This is a genomic window from Streptomyces sp. NPDC031100, assembly GCF_055570785.1.
Genome location: NZ_JBVIGN010000019.1, coordinates 22,936 through 40,581, shown reverse-complemented (window position 1 = coordinate 40,581; position 17,646 = coordinate 22,936). Strand labels below are relative to the sequence as shown.

The 17,646-nt window shown below is 72.2% G+C and carries 17 protein-coding genes; 16 read left to right on the top strand and 1 reads right to left on the bottom strand.

Annotated elements, in window-relative coordinates; translation table 11 throughout:
• Nucleotides 1–72 precede the first annotated feature (72 nt).
• The 9 genes from ACZ5DS_RS38435 to ACZ5DS_RS38395 all read left to right on the top strand — a co-directional run bounded on the left by ACZ5DS_RS38435 (nucleotide 73) and on the right by ACZ5DS_RS38395 (nucleotide 7,952).
• Nucleotides 73–870, top strand: a complete 798-nt coding sequence (locus tag ACZ5DS_RS38435) for an SDR family oxidoreductase (protein WP_468248086.1) — start codon at nucleotides 73–75, stop codon at nucleotides 868–870.
• Complete coding sequence (locus tag ACZ5DS_RS38430) at nucleotides 867–1,781, top strand: SDR family oxidoreductase (protein ID WP_468248084.1); 915 nt, start codon at nucleotides 867–869, stop codon at nucleotides 1,779–1,781. The genes ACZ5DS_RS38435 and ACZ5DS_RS38430 overlap by 4 nt, the downstream gene beginning before the upstream one ends.
• Nucleotides 1,782–1,928: 147 nt before the next feature.
• A complete protein-coding gene (locus ACZ5DS_RS38425) occupies nucleotides 1,929–2,711 on the top strand; it encodes a 2-keto-4-pentenoate hydratase (protein ID WP_468248082.1) in 783 nt (260 codons plus the stop codon).
• Between the two features lie 14 nt (nucleotides 2,712–2,725).
• Nucleotides 2,726–3,640 (top strand): acetaldehyde dehydrogenase (acetylating), encoded by a 915-nt coding sequence (locus tag ACZ5DS_RS38420; protein WP_468248080.1) that lies wholly within the window; start codon nucleotides 2,726–2,728, stop codon nucleotides 3,638–3,640.
• Between the two features lie 12 nt (nucleotides 3,641–3,652).
• A complete protein-coding gene (gene dmpG / locus ACZ5DS_RS38415) occupies nucleotides 3,653–4,675 on the top strand; it encodes a 4-hydroxy-2-oxovalerate aldolase (RefSeq protein WP_468248079.1) in 1,023 nt (340 codons plus the stop codon).
• 40 nt (nucleotides 4,676–4,715) lie between these two features.
• Nucleotides 4,716–5,870, top strand: a complete 1,155-nt coding sequence (locus tag ACZ5DS_RS38410) for a Rieske 2Fe-2S domain-containing protein (RefSeq protein ID WP_468248076.1) — start codon at nucleotides 4,716–4,718, stop codon at nucleotides 5,868–5,870.
• Nucleotide 5,871: 1 nt separating this feature from the next.
• A complete protein-coding gene (locus ACZ5DS_RS38405; RefSeq protein ID WP_468248074.1) occupies nucleotides 5,872–6,099 on the top strand; it encodes a hypothetical protein in 228 nt (75 codons plus the stop codon).
• On the top strand, nucleotides 6,092–7,162 hold the full coding sequence (locus ACZ5DS_RS38400; RefSeq protein ID WP_468248072.1) for a 2Fe-2S iron-sulfur cluster-binding protein: 1,071 nt from the start codon (nucleotides 6,092–6,094) through the stop codon (nucleotides 7,160–7,162). Before ACZ5DS_RS38405 ends, ACZ5DS_RS38400 begins: the two co-directional genes overlap by 8 nt.
• Nucleotides 7,163–7,175: 13 nt before the next feature.
• Complete coding sequence (locus tag ACZ5DS_RS38395; RefSeq protein WP_468248070.1) at nucleotides 7,176–7,952, top strand: SDR family oxidoreductase; 777 nt, start codon at nucleotides 7,176–7,178, stop codon at nucleotides 7,950–7,952.
• Nucleotides 7,953–8,008: 56 nt separating this feature from the next.
• On the opposite strand, the gene ACZ5DS_RS38390 is transcribed toward ACZ5DS_RS38395, so the two are convergent.
• Nucleotides 8,009–8,881, bottom strand: a complete 873-nt coding sequence (locus ACZ5DS_RS38390; RefSeq protein ID WP_468248068.1) for an IclR family transcriptional regulator — start codon at nucleotides 8,879–8,881, stop codon at nucleotides 8,009–8,011.
• A 178-nt stretch (nucleotides 8,882–9,059) separates the two neighbouring features.
• Between ACZ5DS_RS38390 and hsaA (ACZ5DS_RS38385) the strand changes: the two genes are divergently transcribed.
• The 7 genes from hsaA (ACZ5DS_RS38385) (at nucleotide 9,060) to hsaD (ending at nucleotide 17,622) form a co-directional block, all read left to right on the top strand.
• Nucleotides 9,060–10,229 carry a 3-hydroxy-9,10-secoandrosta-1,3,5(10)-triene-9,17-dione monooxygenase oxygenase subunit gene (gene hsaA / locus ACZ5DS_RS38385; RefSeq protein ID WP_468248066.1) on the top strand — a complete coding sequence of 390 codons (1,170 nt, stop codon included), beginning with the start codon at nucleotides 9,060–9,062 and terminating at the stop codon, nucleotides 10,227–10,229.
• Between the two features lie 64 nt (nucleotides 10,230–10,293).
• Nucleotides 10,294–11,913 carry a FadD3 family acyl-CoA ligase gene (locus tag ACZ5DS_RS38380; RefSeq protein WP_468248064.1) on the top strand — a complete coding sequence of 540 codons (1,620 nt, stop codon included), beginning with the start codon at nucleotides 10,294–10,296 and terminating at the stop codon, nucleotides 11,911–11,913.
• 204 nt (nucleotides 11,914–12,117) lie between these two features.
• Nucleotides 12,118–13,683 (top strand): FAD-binding protein, encoded by a 1,566-nt coding sequence (locus tag ACZ5DS_RS38375; protein ID WP_468248061.1) that lies wholly within the window; start codon nucleotides 12,118–12,120, stop codon nucleotides 13,681–13,683.
• A complete protein-coding gene (locus ACZ5DS_RS38370) occupies nucleotides 13,680–14,564 on the top strand; it encodes an LLM class F420-dependent oxidoreductase (RefSeq protein WP_468248059.1) in 885 nt (294 codons plus the stop codon). Before ACZ5DS_RS38375 ends, ACZ5DS_RS38370 begins: the two co-directional genes overlap by 4 nt.
• Nucleotides 14,561–15,445 carry an SDR family NAD(P)-dependent oxidoreductase gene (locus ACZ5DS_RS38365; RefSeq protein ID WP_468248057.1) on the top strand — a complete coding sequence of 295 codons (885 nt, stop codon included), beginning with the start codon at nucleotides 14,561–14,563 and terminating at the stop codon, nucleotides 15,443–15,445. The genes ACZ5DS_RS38370 and ACZ5DS_RS38365 overlap by 4 nt, the downstream gene beginning before the upstream one ends.
• A 137-nt stretch (nucleotides 15,446–15,582) precedes the next feature.
• Nucleotides 15,583–16,749 (top strand): 3-hydroxy-9,10-secoandrosta-1,3,5(10)-triene-9,17-dione monooxygenase oxygenase subunit, encoded by a 1,167-nt coding sequence (gene hsaA, locus ACZ5DS_RS38360; RefSeq protein WP_468248055.1) that lies wholly within the window; start codon nucleotides 15,583–15,585, stop codon nucleotides 16,747–16,749.
• Between the two features lie 12 nt (nucleotides 16,750–16,761).
• Complete coding sequence (hsaD, locus tag ACZ5DS_RS38355) at nucleotides 16,762–17,622, top strand: 4,5:9,10-diseco-3-hydroxy-5,9,17-trioxoandrosta-1(10),2-diene-4-oate hydrolase (protein ID WP_468248053.1); 861 nt, start codon at nucleotides 16,762–16,764, stop codon at nucleotides 17,620–17,622.
• The last annotated feature ends 24 nt before the right edge of the window (nucleotides 17,623–17,646 follow it).

Here is a 17,646-nt window from a genome sequence, read left to right as displayed (position 1 = left end):
TCAGCTACCTTTCCACCAAACATTTGTTAGGTCGCAAGGTAGCAGCGGTCCGCTCGCTGCGGGAGGTGCCCAATGGCGGCGATCATTGATCTGTCCGGACGCGTGGCCGTCGTCACCGGCGGAACACGGGGGGTCGGCGCGGGGATCACCCGGGCCCTGCTGGCCGCGGGCGCGGAGGTCGTGACCTGCGCGCGCCGCCCCCCGGACGAGCCGGTCGGGGCGGCGGGGCGGACCGCCGAGTTCCACCCCGTCGACCTGCGTGACCCCGCGGCGGTCCACGCCTTCTTCGAGCGAGTGCGGGGGGCGTACGGACGGTTGGACACCCTCGTCAACAATGCCGGGGGCACCCCCTTCCGGGCGCTCGGCGAGGGCGGAGCCGAACGGCACGCCCGGGTGGTCGAACTGAACCTCCTCGCGCCCCTGAACGCCTCCCTCGCCGCATACGAGCTGATGCGGAGTCAGGGGTCGGGCGGTTCGATCACCATGATCGGCAGCGTCAGCGGGACCCGCCCGTCACCCGGCACCGCCGCATACGGAGCGGCCAAGGCGGGCCTGGAGAACCTCGCCCGCTCCATGGCCGTGGAATGGGCCCCGGCGATACGGGTCAACACGGTGGTCCTCGGCATGGTCCGCACCGAGCTGTCCCCACTGCACTACGGCGACGAGGCGGGCATCGAAGCCGTCGGCCGCACCGTGCCGCTCGGCAGGCTCGCAGAGCCCTCGGACGTCGGCGACGCCTGCGTCTTCCTCGCCTCCGACCGCGCCGCGTACATCAGCGGCGCCGGCCTGCTCGTCCACGGCGGCGGGGAGCGCCCGGCCTTCCTCGATGCCGCCACCGTCAACAAGGTCACCGAAAGGACACAGCCATGACCAGCGGAATCTGCACCGGACGCGTCGCCGTCGTCACCGGCGCCGGGCGCGGGCTCGGCCGCGCACACGCCCTCGCCCTCGCCGCCGAGGGCGCCAAGGTCGTCGTCAACGACCTCGGCGTCGGCCTCGACGGCACCGGAGGGGCGGCCGGACCCGCTCAGCAGGTCGTCGAGGAGATCAGGGCGTTCGGTGGGGAGGCCGTCGCCCACGGCGGCGACATCGCCACCACCGACGGCGCGTCCTCGCTCATCGCCACCGCCCTGGACGCCTTCGGCCGCCTCGACACACTCGTCAACAACGCCGGGTTCCTGCGCGACCGCATGCTCCTCAACCTCGACGAGGACGACTGGGACGCCGTCGTACGCGTCCACCTCAAGGGCCACTTCCTGCCGCTGAAGCACGCCGCCGCACACTGGCGCACCGAGGCGAAGGCCGGCCGGACGCCCGCAGCGCGCGTCGTCAACACCAGCTCCGGAGCCGGGCTGCTGGGCAGCGTCGGTCAGGGCAACTACTCCGCGGCCAAGGCCGGGATCGTCGGCCTGACCCTCGTCGCCGCCGCCGAAATGGCCCGCTACGGCGTCCAGGTCAACGCCCTCGCCCCCGCCGCCCGCACCCGGATGACCGAGCAGACCTTCGCCGACACCATGGCCGCCCCCGAGGAGGGCGGCTTCGACGCCATGGCTCCGGAGAACGTCTCCCCCCTCGTCGTCTGGCTGGGCTCCGCCGCCTGCGCCGGGGTGACCGGCCGGATCTTCGAGGCCGAGGGCGGCCGGATCACCGTGATGGAGGGCTGGCGCCCGGGCCCCACCGCCGACAAGGGCGCCCGCTGGACCCCGGCCGAGGCCGGCGAGACAGCGCTGAAACTGCTCGCCGACTCCGAGCCGCCGCAGCCGGTGTACGGGGCACGGTGACCGTAAGTCCCAGAAGGCCGGGCGCCCGCAGCGGACGCCCGGCCGTCACCGGAACACGTTTCCCGGTCAGCGGGAATTCGCGCTCCCTGCTCGCAGACACCCGCGCTTAGCCTCCCGGGACAGCCCAACGCCCCGCAGAGGACCCCCATGCTCACGGACCCCCTGAGGCAGCGCGCGGCGGAGATCCTGCGCTCCGCCGAGCACAGCCGGACGCCGGTCGCCCCGCTGACCGAGATCTTCCCGGAGATCGACACCGAGGACGCGTACGAGATCCAGCTCGTCAACATCCGGCACCGCGTCGCCGCCGGAGCCGAGGTGCGCGGCCACAAGGTCGGCCTGTCGTCCCCCGTCATGCAGCAGATGATGGGGGTGGACGAGCCGGACTACGGCCACCTGCTCGACGACATGGAGCTGAGCCCGGACCGTCCCGTGTCCGTCTCCCGCTACTGCTGCCCGCGCATCGAGGTCGAGGTCGGCTTCGTCCTCGGCGACGACCTGCCGGGCGAGGGCTGCACCGGGACGGATGTGCTCGCCGCCACCGAACGCGTCGTGCCCGCACTGGAGTTGATCGACAGCCGGATCCGCGACTGGCGGATCACCATCGCCGACACCATCGCGGACAACGCCTCCTCCGCCGGATACGTCATCGGCGAGGGCCGCGCCCCACACGAGCTGGACCTGAAGGCGATCGACGCCCGGCTGACCAGCGGCGGTGAGCTGCTGGCCGAGGGCCGCAGCGACGCCGTGCTCGGTGACCCGGCCGTCTCCGTCGGCTGGCTCGCCCGCACCGTGGCCCGCTTCGGCGTGCCCCTGAAGAAGGGGCACGTGGTGCTGCCCGGCTCCTGCACCCGCGCCGTCGACGTGGTGGCGGGACAGACCTTCACCGCCGAGTTCAGCCGACTGGGCTCGGTCTCCCTCTCGTTCATCTGAGGTGATGCAGCGTCATGACGCCCACCAAGACCAAGGCGACCGCCGCGATCGTCGGATCCGGCAACATCGGCACCGACCTGCTCCACAAGCTGCAACGCTCCGAACTCGTCGAGCCGCGCTGGATGATCGGCGTCGACCCCGGCAGCGAGGGCCTCGCCCGCGCCCGTGACGCCGGCCTGGAGACCAGCCATGAGGGTGTCGACCGGCTGCTCGCTCAGGACGAACTCCCCGACCTCGTCTTCGAGGCCACCTCCGCCTACGTCCACCGGGCCAACGCACCGCGCTACGCCGAACTCGGCATCCGCGCCGTCGACTTGACCCCGGCGGCCGTCGGTCCCGCCGTCGTGCCGCCCGCCAATCTGCGCGAGCACCTCGACAAGCCCAACGTCAACATGATCACCTGCGGCGGGCAGGCCACCATCCCCATGGTGTACGCCGTCTCCCGCGTGGTGCCCGTGCCGTACGCGGAGATCGTCGCCTCGGTGGCCTCCCTCTCCGCCGGGCCCGGAACCCGCGCCAACATCGACGAGTTCACCCGCACCACCTCCCGCGGCATCGAGACCATCGGCGGCGCCGAGCGCGGCAAGGCGATCATCATCCTCAACCCCGCCGAGCCACCCGTCATCATGCGCGACACCGTCTTCTGCGCGATCCCCGAGGACGCCGACCGGGAGGCGATCACCCAGTCCGTCAAGGAGATCGCCGAGCAGGTCGCCTCCTACGTGCCCGGCTACCGGCTCCGCAGCGAGCCGCAGTTCGACGAGCCGCGCCCGGAGAACGGCCGGATGGCGCGCGTCGCGATCTTCCTGGAGGTGGAGGGCGCGGGCGACTACCTGCCGCCCTACGCCGGAAACCTCGACATCATGACCGCCGCCGCCACCAAGGTCGGTGAGGAGCTCGCCAAGGCGCTCCTCGCCCCGGGCGCGTAAGGAGCTCCCCGCATGCCCTACTCGGACACCCTCGACATCCGGATCACCGACTCCTCGCTGCGCGACGGCTCGCACGCCAAGCGGCACCAGTTCACGGGCGAGGACGTACGGTCCGTCGTAGCGGCCCTCGACGGCGCCGGCGTCCCGGTGATCGAGGTGACGCACGGCGACGGGCTCGGCGGCTCGTCCTTCACCTACGGCTTCTCCAAGACCCCCGAGCAGGAGCTGATCAAGACCGCGGTGGACACCGCGCGGCAGGCGAAGATCGCCTTCCTGATGCTCCCCGGACTCGGCGTCAAGGACGACATCCGGGCCGCCCACGGGAACGGCGCGAGCGTGTGCCGCATCGCCACCCACTGCACCGAGGCCGACATCTCGGTCCAGCACTTCGGGCTCGCCCGCGAAAGGGGCCTGGAGACCGTGGGCTTCCTGATGATGGCCCACGCGACGACACCCGAGAAGCTGGCGCGGCAGGGCCGCATCATGGCCGACGCGGGCTGCCAGTGCGTGTACGTGGTCGACTCGGCCGGGGCCATGGTGATGGACGACGTCACCGCCCGGGTCCAGGCGCTGGTGGCCGAGCTCGGCGACGACGCCCAGGTCGGCTTCCACGGACACGAGAACCTGGCGCTGGGTACCGGGAACTCCATCGCGGCCATCAGGGCCGGCGCCCTGCAGATCGACGGTTCGACCCGCCGCCTCGGCGCGGGTGCGGGCAACACCGCCGTCGAGGCACTGGTCGCGGTCTGCGCCAAGATGGGCATCCGCACCGGCATCGACGTCCTGAAGATCATCGACGCGGCGGAGGACGTGGTCCGCCCGGTGATGGACGACGAGTGCCGGCTCGACCGGCTCTCCCTGCTGATGGGCCACGCCGGGGTCTACTCCAGCTTTCTCAAGCACGCCTACCGGCAGGCCGAGCGCTACGGCGTCTCGGGTGCCGAGATCCTCCTGCGCGCGGGCGAGCGCCGCCTCGTCGGCGGCCAGGAGGACCAGCTCATCGACATCGCCGTGGAACTCGCCGCGCAGCGGTGAGCCGCACCTCACACAGAGCCGCACTGCACAGGAGGAACAGATGACCGCACTCGACGAAGAGGTCCGGGTCATCGAGGCCGGCCGGCCACCCGCCCGCTTCGCCCGGGGCTGGCACTGCCTCGGCCTCGCCGACAGCTTCAGGGACGGCAAGCCGCACGAGGTCGAGGCGTTCGGCACCAAGCTGGTGGTCTTTCAGGGCCAGAACGACGGCGCGCTGCACGTCCTGAACGCCTACTGCCCGCACATGGGCGGCAACCTCGCCCACGGCAGCATCAAGGGCGACACCGTCGCCTGCCCGTTCCACGACTGGCGCTGGTCGGCGGGCGGCCGCTGCGCGGACATCCCCTACGCGCGCCGGGTGCCGCCGCGCGCCCGCACCCGCTCGTGGACCACCCTCGAGGAGAACAAGCAGCTCTTCGTCTGGCACGATCCGCAGGGCAACCCCCCGCCGGCCGAGGTGACCATCCCGCGGATCGAGGGCGCCTTCAGCGACGAGTGGAGCGACTGGACCTGGAAGACCCTGCGGGTCGAGGGCTCCAACTGCCGCGAGATCGTGGACAACGTCGTGGACATGGCGCACTTCTACTACGTCCACTACGCCTTCCCGACGTACTTCAAGAACGTCTTCGAGGGGCACATCGCCACCCAGTACATGGAGAGCACCCCGCGTCAGGACGTGAACCTGGGCACCCTCAGCACCCCGCTGCGCTCCGACGCCTCGTACTACGGCCCCTCGTACATGATCGACTACCTCTTCTCGCCCGTGGCCGAGGGCATCGAGATGGAGATGGTGCTGATCAACTGCCACTACCCGATCAGCGAGAACAGCTTCCTGCTCCAGTACGGTGCGATCGTCAAGAAGCTGCCCGGCATGACGGACGAGGAGGCCGCGGAGGCGGCCCGGCTCACCGCCGCGGGCCTGGAGACCGGTTTCGAGCAGGACGTGGACATCTGGAAGAACAAGACCCGGATCGACAACCCGCTGCTGACCGAGGAGGACGGGCCGGTCTACCAACTGCGCCGCTGGTACGAGCAGTTCTACGTGGACGCCGAGGACGTCAAGGACGAGATGACACGCCGCTTCGAGTTCGAGCTGGACACCAGCCGGGCGGGCGAGTCCTGGCAGGCGGAGGTCGCGGAGAACCTCGCCCGCATCGAAGCGGAGCGGACCGCGGCGACGGAGACCGGAGCCTGACATGCAGCCGGTGGAGTGCGCGACCTGCGGCAACCAGGTCCTGTGCGAGAAGTTCAGCATGGCCCACACCTCCGTGCAGTGGACCGCACAAGCGGCGGTCGTCTGCGCGGAGTTCCGCGGCCGGGTGGCCGAGGGCGGGAACACCGCCCGCATCCGGACCTGCCGGGGGCTGCGCGACAGCATCGACCGCGCGGTCGAGGAGGGCACCCTGGAGGTCGCCCATGCCTGAGCCGATGTCCGGTCCCGCGTCCGGGCCGACGTCCGGGTTGCGTACGCACCGGCTGCGCGTCACCGAGGTGATCGCCGAGACGGCCGACGCGCACTCCCTGGTACTCCAGGCGCCGCCGGAGAGCGCGTACCGCTTCGCCTACCGCCCCGGGCAGTTCCTCACCCTGAAGCTGCCCGGGGCGGACGGAAGTGCGGTCGCCCGCTGCTACTCCCTGGCCAGCTCACCGCACACCGGCGAGCCGATGAAGGTCACCGTCAAGCGGGTGGCCGGCGGCTACGGATCCAACTGGGTGTGCGACCACCTGGCGGCGGGGGACGAGCTGGTGGTGCTGCCGCCGGCCGGCACCTTCACACCTCAGTCCCTCGACCGCGACCTGCTGCTCGCCGCCGGGGGAAGCGGCATCACCCCGGTGCTGTCGATCGCCAAATCGGCCCTGGCGAGGGGGCAGGGCCGACTTGCGCTCCTCTACGCCAACCGTGACGAGTCCTCGGTCATCTTCCGCGACGAACTGCGCGAGCTGGCCGAAGGCTTCCCGGACCGGCTGCTGGTCATCCACTGGCTGGAGTCGCTCCAGGGCCTGCCCCTCGCGGACCGGCTGACCGCCGCGCTCGCGCCGTATGCCGACCGTGAGGCCTTCGTCTGCGGCCCGGGGCCGATGACGGACGCCGTCGAGCAGGCGCTGCGCGCGCTCGGCGCGCCGGGCGACCGGATCCACCGGGAGCGGTTCTTCTCCCTCGGTACAGACGTCTTCGACGCACCGCGCGTGGCGGAGATCGCGTCCGCAGAGGGCGGCAGCACGGCCCACGTGGAGCTCGACGGCGAGACCCACACGGTCGACTGGCCGTCGCGGACACCGCTGCTCGACATCCTCCTTGCCGCGGGGGTGGACGCCCCGTACTCCTGCCGGGAGGGCGCGTGCAGCGCCTGCACCTGCCGGGTCGTGGCCGGCGAGGTGAAGATGCTCCGCAACGACGTCCTGGACGATCAGGACACCGCCGAGGGCTACGTCCTGGCCTGCCAGGCCGTGCCCCTCACCGACCGGGTCGAGATCACCTACTCCTGAGGTGGAACAGACAATGCCCCGTACCCATCTCGTCACCGGAGCCGCCTCCGGCATCGGCAAGGCGACCGCGGCCCTCCTGCGCTCGCAGGGGCACGCCGTCATCGAGGCCGACCTCGAGGACAGCGACATCTCAGCCGACCTGTCCACCGCCGAAGGCCGCTCGGAACTCGTCGCCCGTACGCGCGAGGTGAGCGGCGGCCGCCTCGATGCCGTCATCGCCTGCGCGGGGATCGCGCACTTCGACCCGCTCACCATCAAGGTCAACCACTTCGGCGCCGTGGCCACGCTCGAAGGCCTGCGCCCGCTGCTGGCCGCAGGTCAGGACCCGCGGGCCCTGGTCGTCGGCTCGATCGACGCCGTGCACCCGACGGATGCCGCGATCGTGGACGCCGCGCTCGACGGGGACGAGGAGGCGGCGGTGGCCGCATCCAGGGCGGCCGTCGACCGCGGCGAAGGGCACCTCGTCTACTCCTCCTCCAAGGCCGCGATCTCCCGCTGGATCCGCCGCTCGGCCGTCACCGACGCCTGGGCCGGTGCAGGCATCGCGCTCAACGCCGTCGGCCCCGGCGTGGTCGTCACGCCCATGACCCGGCCCCTGCTGGACGACCCCGGGATGCGCAGGCTCGTCGAACAGAGCGTGCCGATGCCGCTGCACGGCCACGCCCGCCCCGAGCAGATCGCCCCCTTGCTCGCGTGGCTGACCTCGCCCGAGAACACCCATGTGACCGGACAGGTCGTCTTCGCCGACGGCGGTGCCGACGCCGTCCTGCGCGGCGACCGCACCTGGTGACGACCCGCAGCGAGGGGACGCGCCGGGCTCCGGCGTGGACGAGGTCGCCGACGGCGTCACATCCACTCGCTGAAGCGCAGCCAGGCCATCATGTTGTCCATCGCGGGCTGCGGCACACCGGGCAAGGCGACCGCCCCGGCCGGCTGCGCCTGCTTCCTCGTCCGCTGCCCCGGCCCGAACATCGCCTGCCACACCGACCGCGCGCAACCGCGCACGGCGGGTGCGATCCGCTCCAGCTCCCGGTGGGCGCCGTTGCCGCACACCGAGATCGCGGCGATCGCCCTGCCCGCACCACGCAGCGGTGCGGCCACGCAGGAGACGCCCCGGTACCCCTCCTCGTGGTCGAAGGCGACCCCGCGCTCCCGCACCATCGCCAGCTCCCCGCGCAAGGACTCGGGGCGGGTGAGGGTGCGCGGCGTCCGGGGCCGCAGTCCGTGCCGGATCACCTGTTCCACCAGCGCGCCGTCGCTGAAGGCCAGGATCGCCTTGCCCGCCGCCGTGCAGTACGCCGGCTGCCGCCCGCCCACCCGCGACGGCACACCGGAGTCGTCCGACCCGCCGATCCGTTCCAGGTACACCACCTCGGCGCCGTCGAGCACCGTTAGGTGCACCAGGTGGCCCGTGGACTCGTGCAGCGCATGCAGATGCGGCAGCGCCGCCCGCCGCAGCCGGTTGTGGTGCGCAGCCAGGGCGCCCAGCTCCAACATGCCCATGCCCAGCCGGTAGTCGCGCCCCTCGCGCTCCAGCCAGCGCAACTGCACCAGCTGGTCGAGAATGCGGTGCGCGGAGGACCGGGGGAGACCGGAGCGCTGCACGACCTCGGTCAGGGTGAGCCGAGGCTGGGCGCCCTGGAAAGCGCTGAGCACCTTCGCCGCCTTCTCCAGCAGGGACAGCGGCGGGTCATCCGTCTCGACAGCGTGCGCCGTCATCGGCACCTCCCGCACGGACAGCCGGCAGCCCCGGGCCGCAGCCGTAATCTCCGGTATTGCGGGGAGATTGCCAGCGGATCCCACCTGCTGGGAAGAGGGTATTTCGTTTCGGAACAGTAACGCGTACGTTCCCTTCCGTCACCGCCCGGACGACCGGAGGAACTCGAGAGGGATGCGCATGCGCGATGACGACGTGCTCGCAGCGGTCCGCGAACTCGCCCCCGCCCTGCGCAAGCGTGCCGCCGAGGCCGAGACGCTGCGCCGCGTGCCCGACCGCTCCGTCGAGGAACTCGCCGAGGCCGGCTTCTTCCGGCTGCTCCAGCCCAGGGCGTACGGCGGACTCGCCGCCGATCCGGCCGTCTTCTACAGCGCGGTGAAGGAGATCGCCAAGGCCTGCGGCTCGACCGGCTGGGTCGCCTCGGTGGTCGGCGTGCATCCCTGGCATGTGGCTCAGTTCGATCCGCGGGCGCAGGAGGAGGTGTGGGGTCACGATCCCACAGCGCGGATCTGCTCCTCGTACGCCCCCACCGGGGTGGTCACGTCGGTGGACGGCGGCTTCCGGCTGTCCGGTCGCTGGCACTACTCCGCCGGCTGCGACCACGCCGACTGGGCCCTGCTCGGCGGCCTCGTCACGGACGAGGAGGGCCGGCCGGTCGACATGCGGACCTTCCTGATCCCGCGCTCCGAGTACCGCATGGACGCCGTGTGGGACACCGTCGGCCTGCGGGGCACCGGCAGCAACGACATCGTCGTCGACGGCGCCTTCGTCCCCGGGCACCGCACCCTCGGCTACGGCCCCATGGCCACGCTGACGTGCCCGGGCCACGAGGTCAACGACGAACCGCTGTACCGGCTGCCGTACGCCGCCGTGTTCACCACCACCATCTCGGCCTCGCTCGTCGGCATCGCCGAAGGCGCGTACGAGTCCTACGTCGAGGCAGCGAAGCACCGGTTGCACGACTCCTACGGGCAGAAGGCCGCCGAGGACCCGTTCGCGCAGGTGCGCATCGCCCGCGCCGCGAGCGACATCGACGCCGCCTGGCTGCAGCTGACCCGCAACATCGCGGACCTGTACGCCGTCGCCGAGAGCGGCCACAAGCCGTCGACGTCCCTGCGTGCACGGGCCCGCCGGGACCAGGTGCTCGCCACCGAACGCGCCGTCCATGCCGTGGACCTGCTGATGGAGAACGCCGGCGGCAGCCCCCTGCGCACCGACGGCGGTCTCCTGCAGCGAGCCTGGCGGGACCTGCACACCGGCCGCGGCCAGGCGGCGGGCGACGTGGAGCGTGCGCTCATCCTCTTCGGCAAGGACGCGCTCGGCATCGGCATCGACGACCCCATGCTGTGACTCAACCTCACCACTGGTCGCTTCCACATGTCATCAACCCCGACCAGGGACAACGGAAAGAGGCATGACTAGCGTGTTCAACAACCCGTCAGGGACGCACGCACCGGCCCCCGCCACCCTCGCCCAGCTCGCCGACCACGCCGCGGAGGCGTACGCACGGCAGGAGGCGCTCGTCGACGGTGAGGTCCGCTGGAACTTCGCCCGGCTGCGCGACGAGATCGCCGCCTCCGCGCGGGCCGCCATCGCCCACGGCATCGGCCCCGGCGACCGAGTGGCGGTCTGGGCGCCGAACACCCGACAGTGGATCACCGCCGTGCTCGGCGCCGTGTCCGTCGGAGCCGTCCTCGTCCCCCTCAACACCCGCTACAAAGCCGCCGAGGCCGCCGACATCATCCGGCGCAGCGGCGCCCGGCTGCTGTTCACCGAGCGGGGCTTCCTCGGCATCGACTACGTGGCGATGCTGCGCGACTCGGGCGAGGACCTCGGGCGGCTGAGCGGCACGGTGGTGCTGCGCGGACAGCCCGGGGAGGGAACACTGGGCTGGGCCGACTACCTGGCGGCGGGCGAGCGCGTGCCGGAGTCCGAACGGGCCGCCCGCACCGCCGCGGTCCGCCCCGACGACCTGGCGGACATCCTCTTCACCTCGGGCACCACCGGACGCCCGAAGGGCGTGATGACGACGCACGGCCAGACGATCCGGGTCTTCGGTGAGTGGGCCCGCGCGGTCACCCTGCGCACGGGGGACCGCTACCTGCTCGTCAACCCGTTCTTCCACGTCTTCGGCTACAAGGCAGGCGTCATCGCCTGCCTGCTGAAGGGCGTCACCATGGTCCCCGAGGCGGTCTTCGACCTCGACCGGATCCTCCCCCTGCTGGCGACGGAGCGGGTCAGCGTGCTGCTGGCCACGCCCACCGTCTTCCAGGGCCTGTTGGACCACCCACGGCGCGGCGAGCACGACCTGACGGCACTGCGTCTCGCCGGGGCCGGAGGCACCGGCGTCCACCCGGAGCTGATCGGGCAGGTCCGCGAACGGCTGGGCATCTCCAGGGTGTTCAGTGCCTACGGCCTCACCGAGTCCACGGGGGTGGTCGCCGTCTGCCCGCCGGACGCGGACGCCGAGACCGTGGCCACCACCGTCGGCCCGGCGCTGCCCGGCACCGAGGTGCGGGTGGTGGACGTGGACGGCACCGGGCGGAAGCCGGGTGAACCGGGCGAGGTGCTGGTGCGCGGGTACAACGTGATGCGCGGCTACCTCGACGACCCGGAGGCGACCGCCACGACCATCGACGCGGACGGCTGGCTGCACACCGGTGATGTCGGCGTGCTCGACGAGCGCGGCTACCTGTCCATCACCGACCGGCTGAAGGACATGTACATCGTCGGCGGCTTCAACGCCTACCCGGCGGAGGTGGAGAACGTCCTCCGCGGCCATGCGCAGATCGCCGACGTCGCGGTCGTCGGCGCCCCCGACGAGCGCCTCGGCGAGGTCGGCGTGGCCTTCTACGTCTCCGCGCTGGGAGCGGAGCCCGACCCGGCGGAGCTGACCGCGTGGGCCCGGGAACGGCTGGCCAACTTCAAGGTCCCGCGCCGCTTCCTCGCCGTGCCGGACCTGCCGCGCAACGCCGGCGGAAAGATCCTCAAGGGGGAGCTGCGGCGGGCCGCACGGGAGGGGAAGGCGTCCTGACGCCGGCCGGGGGCAATCCCGCTCACCGGGAAACCGCGATGGTTGCCGCCCCTGCTCCCCGCGCATACTCGTCATCCCGCCGACCGGCAGCGCGCAGGCGGTGAGCCGACGCACGATCACCTTGCCCTGCGGCGCCTGGCCGCGTTCTACGGGCTCGCGTCGGCGCGTGACCCACACCGGCACCCCACCACACAGAGGGACGCGATGGCGAACACACCGAACAGATGGGACCAGGAGTGCGACGTCCTGGTGGTCGGCTCCGGCGGCGGCGCGCTCACCGGCGCGTACGGTGCGGCGGCCCGCGGGCTGGACACCCTGGTCATCGAGAAGACCGGGTACTTCGGCGGCACCACCGCCTATGCCGGCGCCTGCCTGTGGCTGCCCGGCAACCAGGCCCAGGAACGGGACGGTGTGGCGGACTCCGCCGACCTCGGCCGCGCCTACTTCCGCGCGGTGGTCGGCGAGGCCACCGACCACGAGCTGCAGGACGCCTACCTCGACGGCGCCGCGGAGACCGTCGCCTTCCTCGAGGCCAACCCGCACGTCCGCTTCGAGCACCGGCCCTTCCCCGACTACTTCGCCGCCCCCGGCCGGTTCGAGGCCGGCCGAGGAGTCTTCCCCGTGGAGCTGCCCGCGCCCGAGGGGCCGCACCCGCTGCTGGCGGCGGTTCGCCCCCCGGTGTGGGCCGAACGGCTCGGTCTGCCCGCGCCCGAGGGGCCGCTCACCGACGGCCGCGCCCTGATCGGCCGGCTGCTGCTGGCACTGGAATCCACCGGCAACGGCCGGACCCTTCTGCACACCGCCCTCACCCGGCTGGTCACCGAGGAGGGTCGCGTGGTCGGCGTCGAGGCCGCCCACGACGGCCGCACCCTGCGGATCCGCGCCCGCCGCGGCGTCCTGCTGGCCGCCGGCGGCTTCGAGGCCAACGCCGAGCTGCGCCGCGACTGGCAGGGCCTGCCGGGAGCGGACTGGACGATGGGCGCCCCCGGCGGCAACACCGGCCAGGCGCTGCTCGCCGCCGTCGAGGCCGGAGCCGTCACCGGCCTGCTCGACCAGTCCTGGTGGTGCCCCTCGGTACGCTTCCCCGACGGTTCGGCCGCCTTCACCCTCGGGCTGCACGGCGGCATCTTCGTCGACGGCTCCGGCCGCCGGTTCGCCAACGAGTCGCTGCCGTACGACCGGATGGGCCGTCAGATGCTCGCGGCCAAGGCGGGAACCACCCCCGACAACCCGGTCTGGTGGGTCTTCGACGGACGGTTCGGCGACGACCTGCCCGGCATCACCGTCGTCCCCGCCGACCGCAAGACCCTCACCGAGGCCGGGCTGTGGCGCACCGCCGACACCCTCTACGGCCTCGCCGAGCGGATCGGTGTCGACGCCGGGGTGCTGCGCGGCACGGTGGCGACCTTCAACGGCTACGCGGCGGACGGCGTGGACGCCGACTTCCACCGCGGCGAGGACCCGTACGACCTCTTCTTCGCCCAGGGCGAGGGCGCCAATCCCTGCCTGGTGCCGATCGAGGAGGGGCCGTACCACGCCGTGCAGATCGTCCTCGGCGACCTGGGCACCAAGGGCGGCGTACGGACCGACACCAGAGCCCGGGTGCTGCGCGAGGACGGCACCCCGGTCCCCGGCCTGTACGCAGCGGGCAACACCGCTGCCTCGGTGTCCGGCCCCTGCTACCCGGGCCCGGGCGTACCGATCGGCTCCGCCATGGTCTTCGGGCACCTCGCCGCCGCCGACCTGGCGGAACAGAGGAGAGGCCGATGAAATTCGCCCTGGTGCTCCCCGTCGAGCCGGGCATCACGGCCGAGCCCGACGAGGTGGTCCGGATCGCCCGGCACGCCGAGCAGCTGGGACTTGAATCCGTGACCGCGGTCGAACACGCCGTGGTCATCAGCGACACGGAGAGCCGCTACCCCTACGCCCCCGACGGCAAGCTGCACCTGCCCGACACCTGCCCGTTCCCCGACCCGCTGGAGCTGCTCGCCTTCCTGGCGGGCGCGACCGACCGCATCGGCCTCGCCACCGGCGTCCTGGTCCTGCCCAACCACCACCCGGTGGTGCTCGCCAAGCGGCTGGCGACCCTGGACCGGCTCAGCCGCGGCCGGCTGCGCATCTGCCTGGGCCTGGGCTGGATGCGCGAGGAGGTCGAGGCCTGCGGCGGAGACTTCCGCCGCCGCGGCCGGATCGCCGACGAGGCGATCGACCTGATGCGCGAGCTGTGGCGCGGCCAGGACCCCCAAGGTGTCGCGTTCGACGGGGAGTTCTTCACCCTCCGCGGCGCTCACAGCTACCCCAAGCCGCACCGCGCCCGTGGGGTCCCGCTGCACATCGGCGGGCATTCGGCCGCAGCGGCCCGGCGAGCGGGCCGGCGCGGGGACGGGTTCCAGCCACTGGGGCTGGCCGGCGAGGAGCTTCAGGCCGCCGTCTCCCTGATGCGCGAGGAGGCGCGGGCGGCCGGGCGCGACCCGGCGGAGGTGGAGTTGACCCTCGGCGCGACCCTGCCGCGTGCCGCCGACAAGGTCGAGTGGGCGCACGAACTCGGCGCGCACCGGCTGCTGTTGTCCGGTTCCCGGCACGCCACCACCGTCGACGCCCTGCTGGAGGAGATGTCCGAGGCCGCGCGGAAGCTGGAGCTGACGCCATGACGCCTTTCCCGTTCGAGGGGCTGCCGCCACCGCCGGAGCCGCCCGCACCCTCCGCGCTGCCGCGCGCCGCCGGCCGGCCGCTGTTCGGGGGCCGTACGGCCGTCGTCACCGGCGGCGGCGCCGGCATCGGGGCGGGCATCGTCCGCGCCCTCGCCTGGCACGGGGCACAGGTGGTACTGGCCGACGCCGACGCCGAGGCGGCCCGCCGCACCGCCGAACGGGCCGCCGAGGAGAGCGGCGTCGAGCCGGTCGTCGTGGTCGGCGACATCCGCGACCCGGACACGGTCACTCGGCTCGAGCGGGCGGCCGGCCAGCCGGATTTCCTGGTGAACAACGTGGGGGACCACCGGCCCGCCGGGCCCTTCCTCACCAGCGACGAGGCCGACTGGCAGCGGATGTACGAGCTGAACCTGCTGCACATCCTGCGGGTGACCCGGGCGTTCCTGCCGGGGATGGCGGAACGGAGAGGCGGCGGCATCGTCAACCTCACCTCGGTCGAGGGGATGCGCGGCATTCCGGGCAATGCCGTCTACGGCGCCTTCAAGGCCGCCGTCATCAACTTCACCGCCTCGCTGGCGGCGGAGGCCGGCCAGTACGGCATCCGCGTCAACGCCGTCGCGCCCGACCTGACGGACACCCCGCAGACCCCGATGTGGGCCGGTACACCCGCGAAGTACGCCGACCAGGTGGGGCGTTGGGTGCCGGCCGGCCGTTTCGGCCACCCCTGCGACCACGGCGACTCGGTGGTGTTCCTGCTGTCGGAGCAGTCGAGGTTCGTCACCGGCACCACCCTGCGGGTGGACGGCGGCACCCTCGCTGCGCCCGGCTGGTTCCGGCGCGACGAACAGCGCTTCACCAACATGCCCCGTCCACTGCGCTGATCCAGGGAACCGCGTTCCTTCCCGCTCAGTGGGAGGACCGTATTTCGTTTCGGAACAGCCCGGCATACGGTCCTGTCCCCACGCGGCGGAGCCGCACTTGAACGCCGCCGCCACCACAACCCGAGAGGGGATGCTCCATGGCCGAAGACGTGCTGGCAGCGATCCGCGCCCTCGCCCCCAGCCTCCGCGAGCGGGCGGCCGAGGCCGAGACGCTGCGCCGCGTGCCCGACACCTCCGTCAAGGAACTGGAGGACACCGGCTTCTTCCAGCTGCTGCAGCCCAAGGCCTTCGGCGGCCGGGCGGCCGACCCCCTGGTCTTCTACACGGCGGTCAAGGAGATCGCCAAGGCGTGCGGCTCCACCGGGTGGGTCGCCTCCGTGGTCGGCGTCCACCCCTGGCACGTCGCCCTGTTCGACCCGCAGGCCCAGCAGGAGGTGTGGGGCCAGGACCCCAAGACCCGCATCGCCTCCTCGTACGCCCCCACCGGCACCGCGACCACGGTCGACGGCGGCTTCCGTCTCTCCGGCCGCTGGTACTTCTCCTCCGGCTGCGACCACGCCCAGTGGGCCCTGCTCGGCTGCCTCGTCCCGGACGCCGAGGGCACCCCGGTGGACATGCGGACCTTCCTCGTCCCCCGCTCCGAGTACCGCATCGACGACGTCTGGGACACCGTCGGCCTGCGCGGCACCGGCAGCAACGACGTCGTGGTCGAAGACGTCTTCGTCCCCGACCACCGCGCCCTGAGCTTCGGCCCGGTCACCGCCCTGAAGGTGCCCGGACACGAGCTCAACCACGAGCCGCTGTACCGGCTGCCGTACGCCGGCGTGTTCACCACCACCATCTCCACCCCGATCGTCGGTATCGCCGAGGGCGCCTACGAGTCCTACATCGAGGCCACCAAGCAGCGGTTCCGCGTCTCCTACGGGCAGAAGGTCGCCGAGGACCCCTTCGCGCAGGTGCGCATCGCCCGCGCCGCCGGCGACATCGAGGCGAGCTGGCTGCAGCTGACCCGCAACATCGGCGAGATGTACGCCCACGCCCAGCGCGGCGAGGAGATCACGATGGAGCAGCGCACCCGCACCCGCCGGGACCAGGTGATCGCCACCGAGCGCGCGGTCGCGGCGATCGACCTGCTGATGGAGAACGCCGGCGGCAACGCCATGCGCACCGGCCCCAGCCCGGTCCAGCGCGCCTGGCGCGACGCCCATACCGGCCGTGGCCACGCCGCCAACGACCCGGAGCGGGCGCTGGTGATGTTCGGGCAGTGCGCGCTCGGCATGGACATCCACGACTCCATGGCCTGAAAGGCATCGCAGATGACCGAGTTCACGTACGAGTCGACCTCCCGCACCGTCAAGGCGGCGGGTCTCACCCTGCATTACCACGAGGCCGGGCGGGCCGACGCACCCGTCGTCGTCATGCTGCACGGCGGCGGTCCCGGCGCCTCCGCCTGGAGCAACTTCGGCCGCAACCTCCCCGTATTCGCCGAGCACTTCCGCACCCTGCTCGTCGATCAGCCCTGCTTCGGCCGCTCGGACAGGCCGGAGCTCGACAAGGACTACTTCAGCTACAGCGCGGACGCCACCGCCGCGCTGATGGACGAACTGGGCATCGCCCAGGCCCACGTCATCGGCAACTCGCTGGGCGGCGGAACCGCCGTCCGCATGGCCCTGAACCACCCGGGCAAGGTCGCCAAGCTGGTGCTGATGGGCCCCGGCGGAGTCTCCGTCAACCTCTTCGCTCCGGACCCCACCGAGGGCATCAAGCGGCTCTTCGAGTTCAACACCGCGCCCGAGCCGACCAAGGAGCAACTGCGCGCCTTCCTCAGCGTCATGGCGTACGACCAGTCGATCGTCACCGACGAACTGGTCGAGGAGCGCTGGGCCTCGGCCACCGACCCCGACAACCGCCTGGGCAGCGCCCGGATGGCGGCCTCCTTCGCCGACCCGGCCTGGGCCGAGGACTGGATGCTCTGGCGCGACGCCCACCGGATCACCCACCCGGTGCTGCTCACCTGGGGCCGCGAGGACCGCGTCAACCCGCTCGACGGCGCGCTGGTCGCCCTCAGGACCATCCCGAACGCACGCCTGCACGTCTTCCCGCACTGCGGCCACTGGGCCCAGACCGAGCGGGCCGACGAGTTCAACCGCCTCGCCGTCGACTTCTTCTCCCACTGACCGACCCACCCACTGTGAGGTGCT

Excerpts from the sequence above, each read along its gene's own strand:
- ACZ5DS_RS38435 (WP_468248086.1), top strand. The coding sequence starts at position 73 with ATGGCGGCGATCATTGATCTGTCCGGACGCGTGGCCGTCGTCACCGGC.
- ACZ5DS_RS38430 (WP_468248084.1), top strand. The coding sequence starts at position 867 with ATGACCAGCGGAATCTGCACCGGACGCGTCGCCGTCGTCACCGGCGCC.
- ACZ5DS_RS38425 (WP_468248082.1), top strand. The coding sequence starts at position 1,929 with ATGCTCACGGACCCCCTGAGGCAGCGCGCGGCGGAGATCCTGCGCTCC.
- ACZ5DS_RS38420 (WP_468248080.1), top strand. The coding sequence starts at position 2,726 with ATGACGCCCACCAAGACCAAGGCGACCGCCGCGATCGTCGGATCCGGC.
- dmpG (WP_468248079.1), top strand. The coding sequence starts at position 3,653 with ATGCCCTACTCGGACACCCTCGACATCCGGATCACCGACTCCTCGCTG.
- ACZ5DS_RS38410 (WP_468248076.1), top strand. The coding sequence starts at position 4,716 with ATGACCGCACTCGACGAAGAGGTCCGGGTCATCGAGGCCGGCCGGCCA.
- ACZ5DS_RS38405 (WP_468248074.1), top strand. The coding sequence starts at position 5,872 with ATGCAGCCGGTGGAGTGCGCGACCTGCGGCAACCAGGTCCTGTGCGAG.
- ACZ5DS_RS38400 (WP_468248072.1), top strand. The coding sequence starts at position 6,092 with ATGCCTGAGCCGATGTCCGGTCCCGCGTCCGGGCCGACGTCCGGGTTG.
- ACZ5DS_RS38395 (WP_468248070.1), top strand. The coding sequence starts at position 7,176 with ATGCCCCGTACCCATCTCGTCACCGGAGCCGCCTCCGGCATCGGCAAG.
- ACZ5DS_RS38390 (WP_468248068.1), bottom strand. The coding sequence starts at position 8,881 with ATGACGGCGCACGCTGTCGAGACGGATGACCCGCCGCTGTCCCTGCTG.
- hsaA (WP_468248066.1), top strand. The coding sequence starts at position 9,060 with ATGCGCGATGACGACGTGCTCGCAGCGGTCCGCGAACTCGCCCCCGCC.
- ACZ5DS_RS38380 (WP_468248064.1), top strand. The coding sequence starts at position 10,294 with ATGACTAGCGTGTTCAACAACCCGTCAGGGACGCACGCACCGGCCCCC.
- ACZ5DS_RS38375 (WP_468248061.1), top strand. The coding sequence starts at position 12,118 with ATGGCGAACACACCGAACAGATGGGACCAGGAGTGCGACGTCCTGGTG.
- ACZ5DS_RS38370 (WP_468248059.1), top strand. The coding sequence starts at position 13,680 with ATGAAATTCGCCCTGGTGCTCCCCGTCGAGCCGGGCATCACGGCCGAG.
- ACZ5DS_RS38365 (WP_468248057.1), top strand. The coding sequence starts at position 14,561 with ATGACGCCTTTCCCGTTCGAGGGGCTGCCGCCACCGCCGGAGCCGCCC.
- hsaA (WP_468248055.1), top strand. The coding sequence starts at position 15,583 with ATGGCCGAAGACGTGCTGGCAGCGATCCGCGCCCTCGCCCCCAGCCTC.
- hsaD (WP_468248053.1), top strand. The coding sequence starts at position 16,762 with ATGACCGAGTTCACGTACGAGTCGACCTCCCGCACCGTCAAGGCGGCG.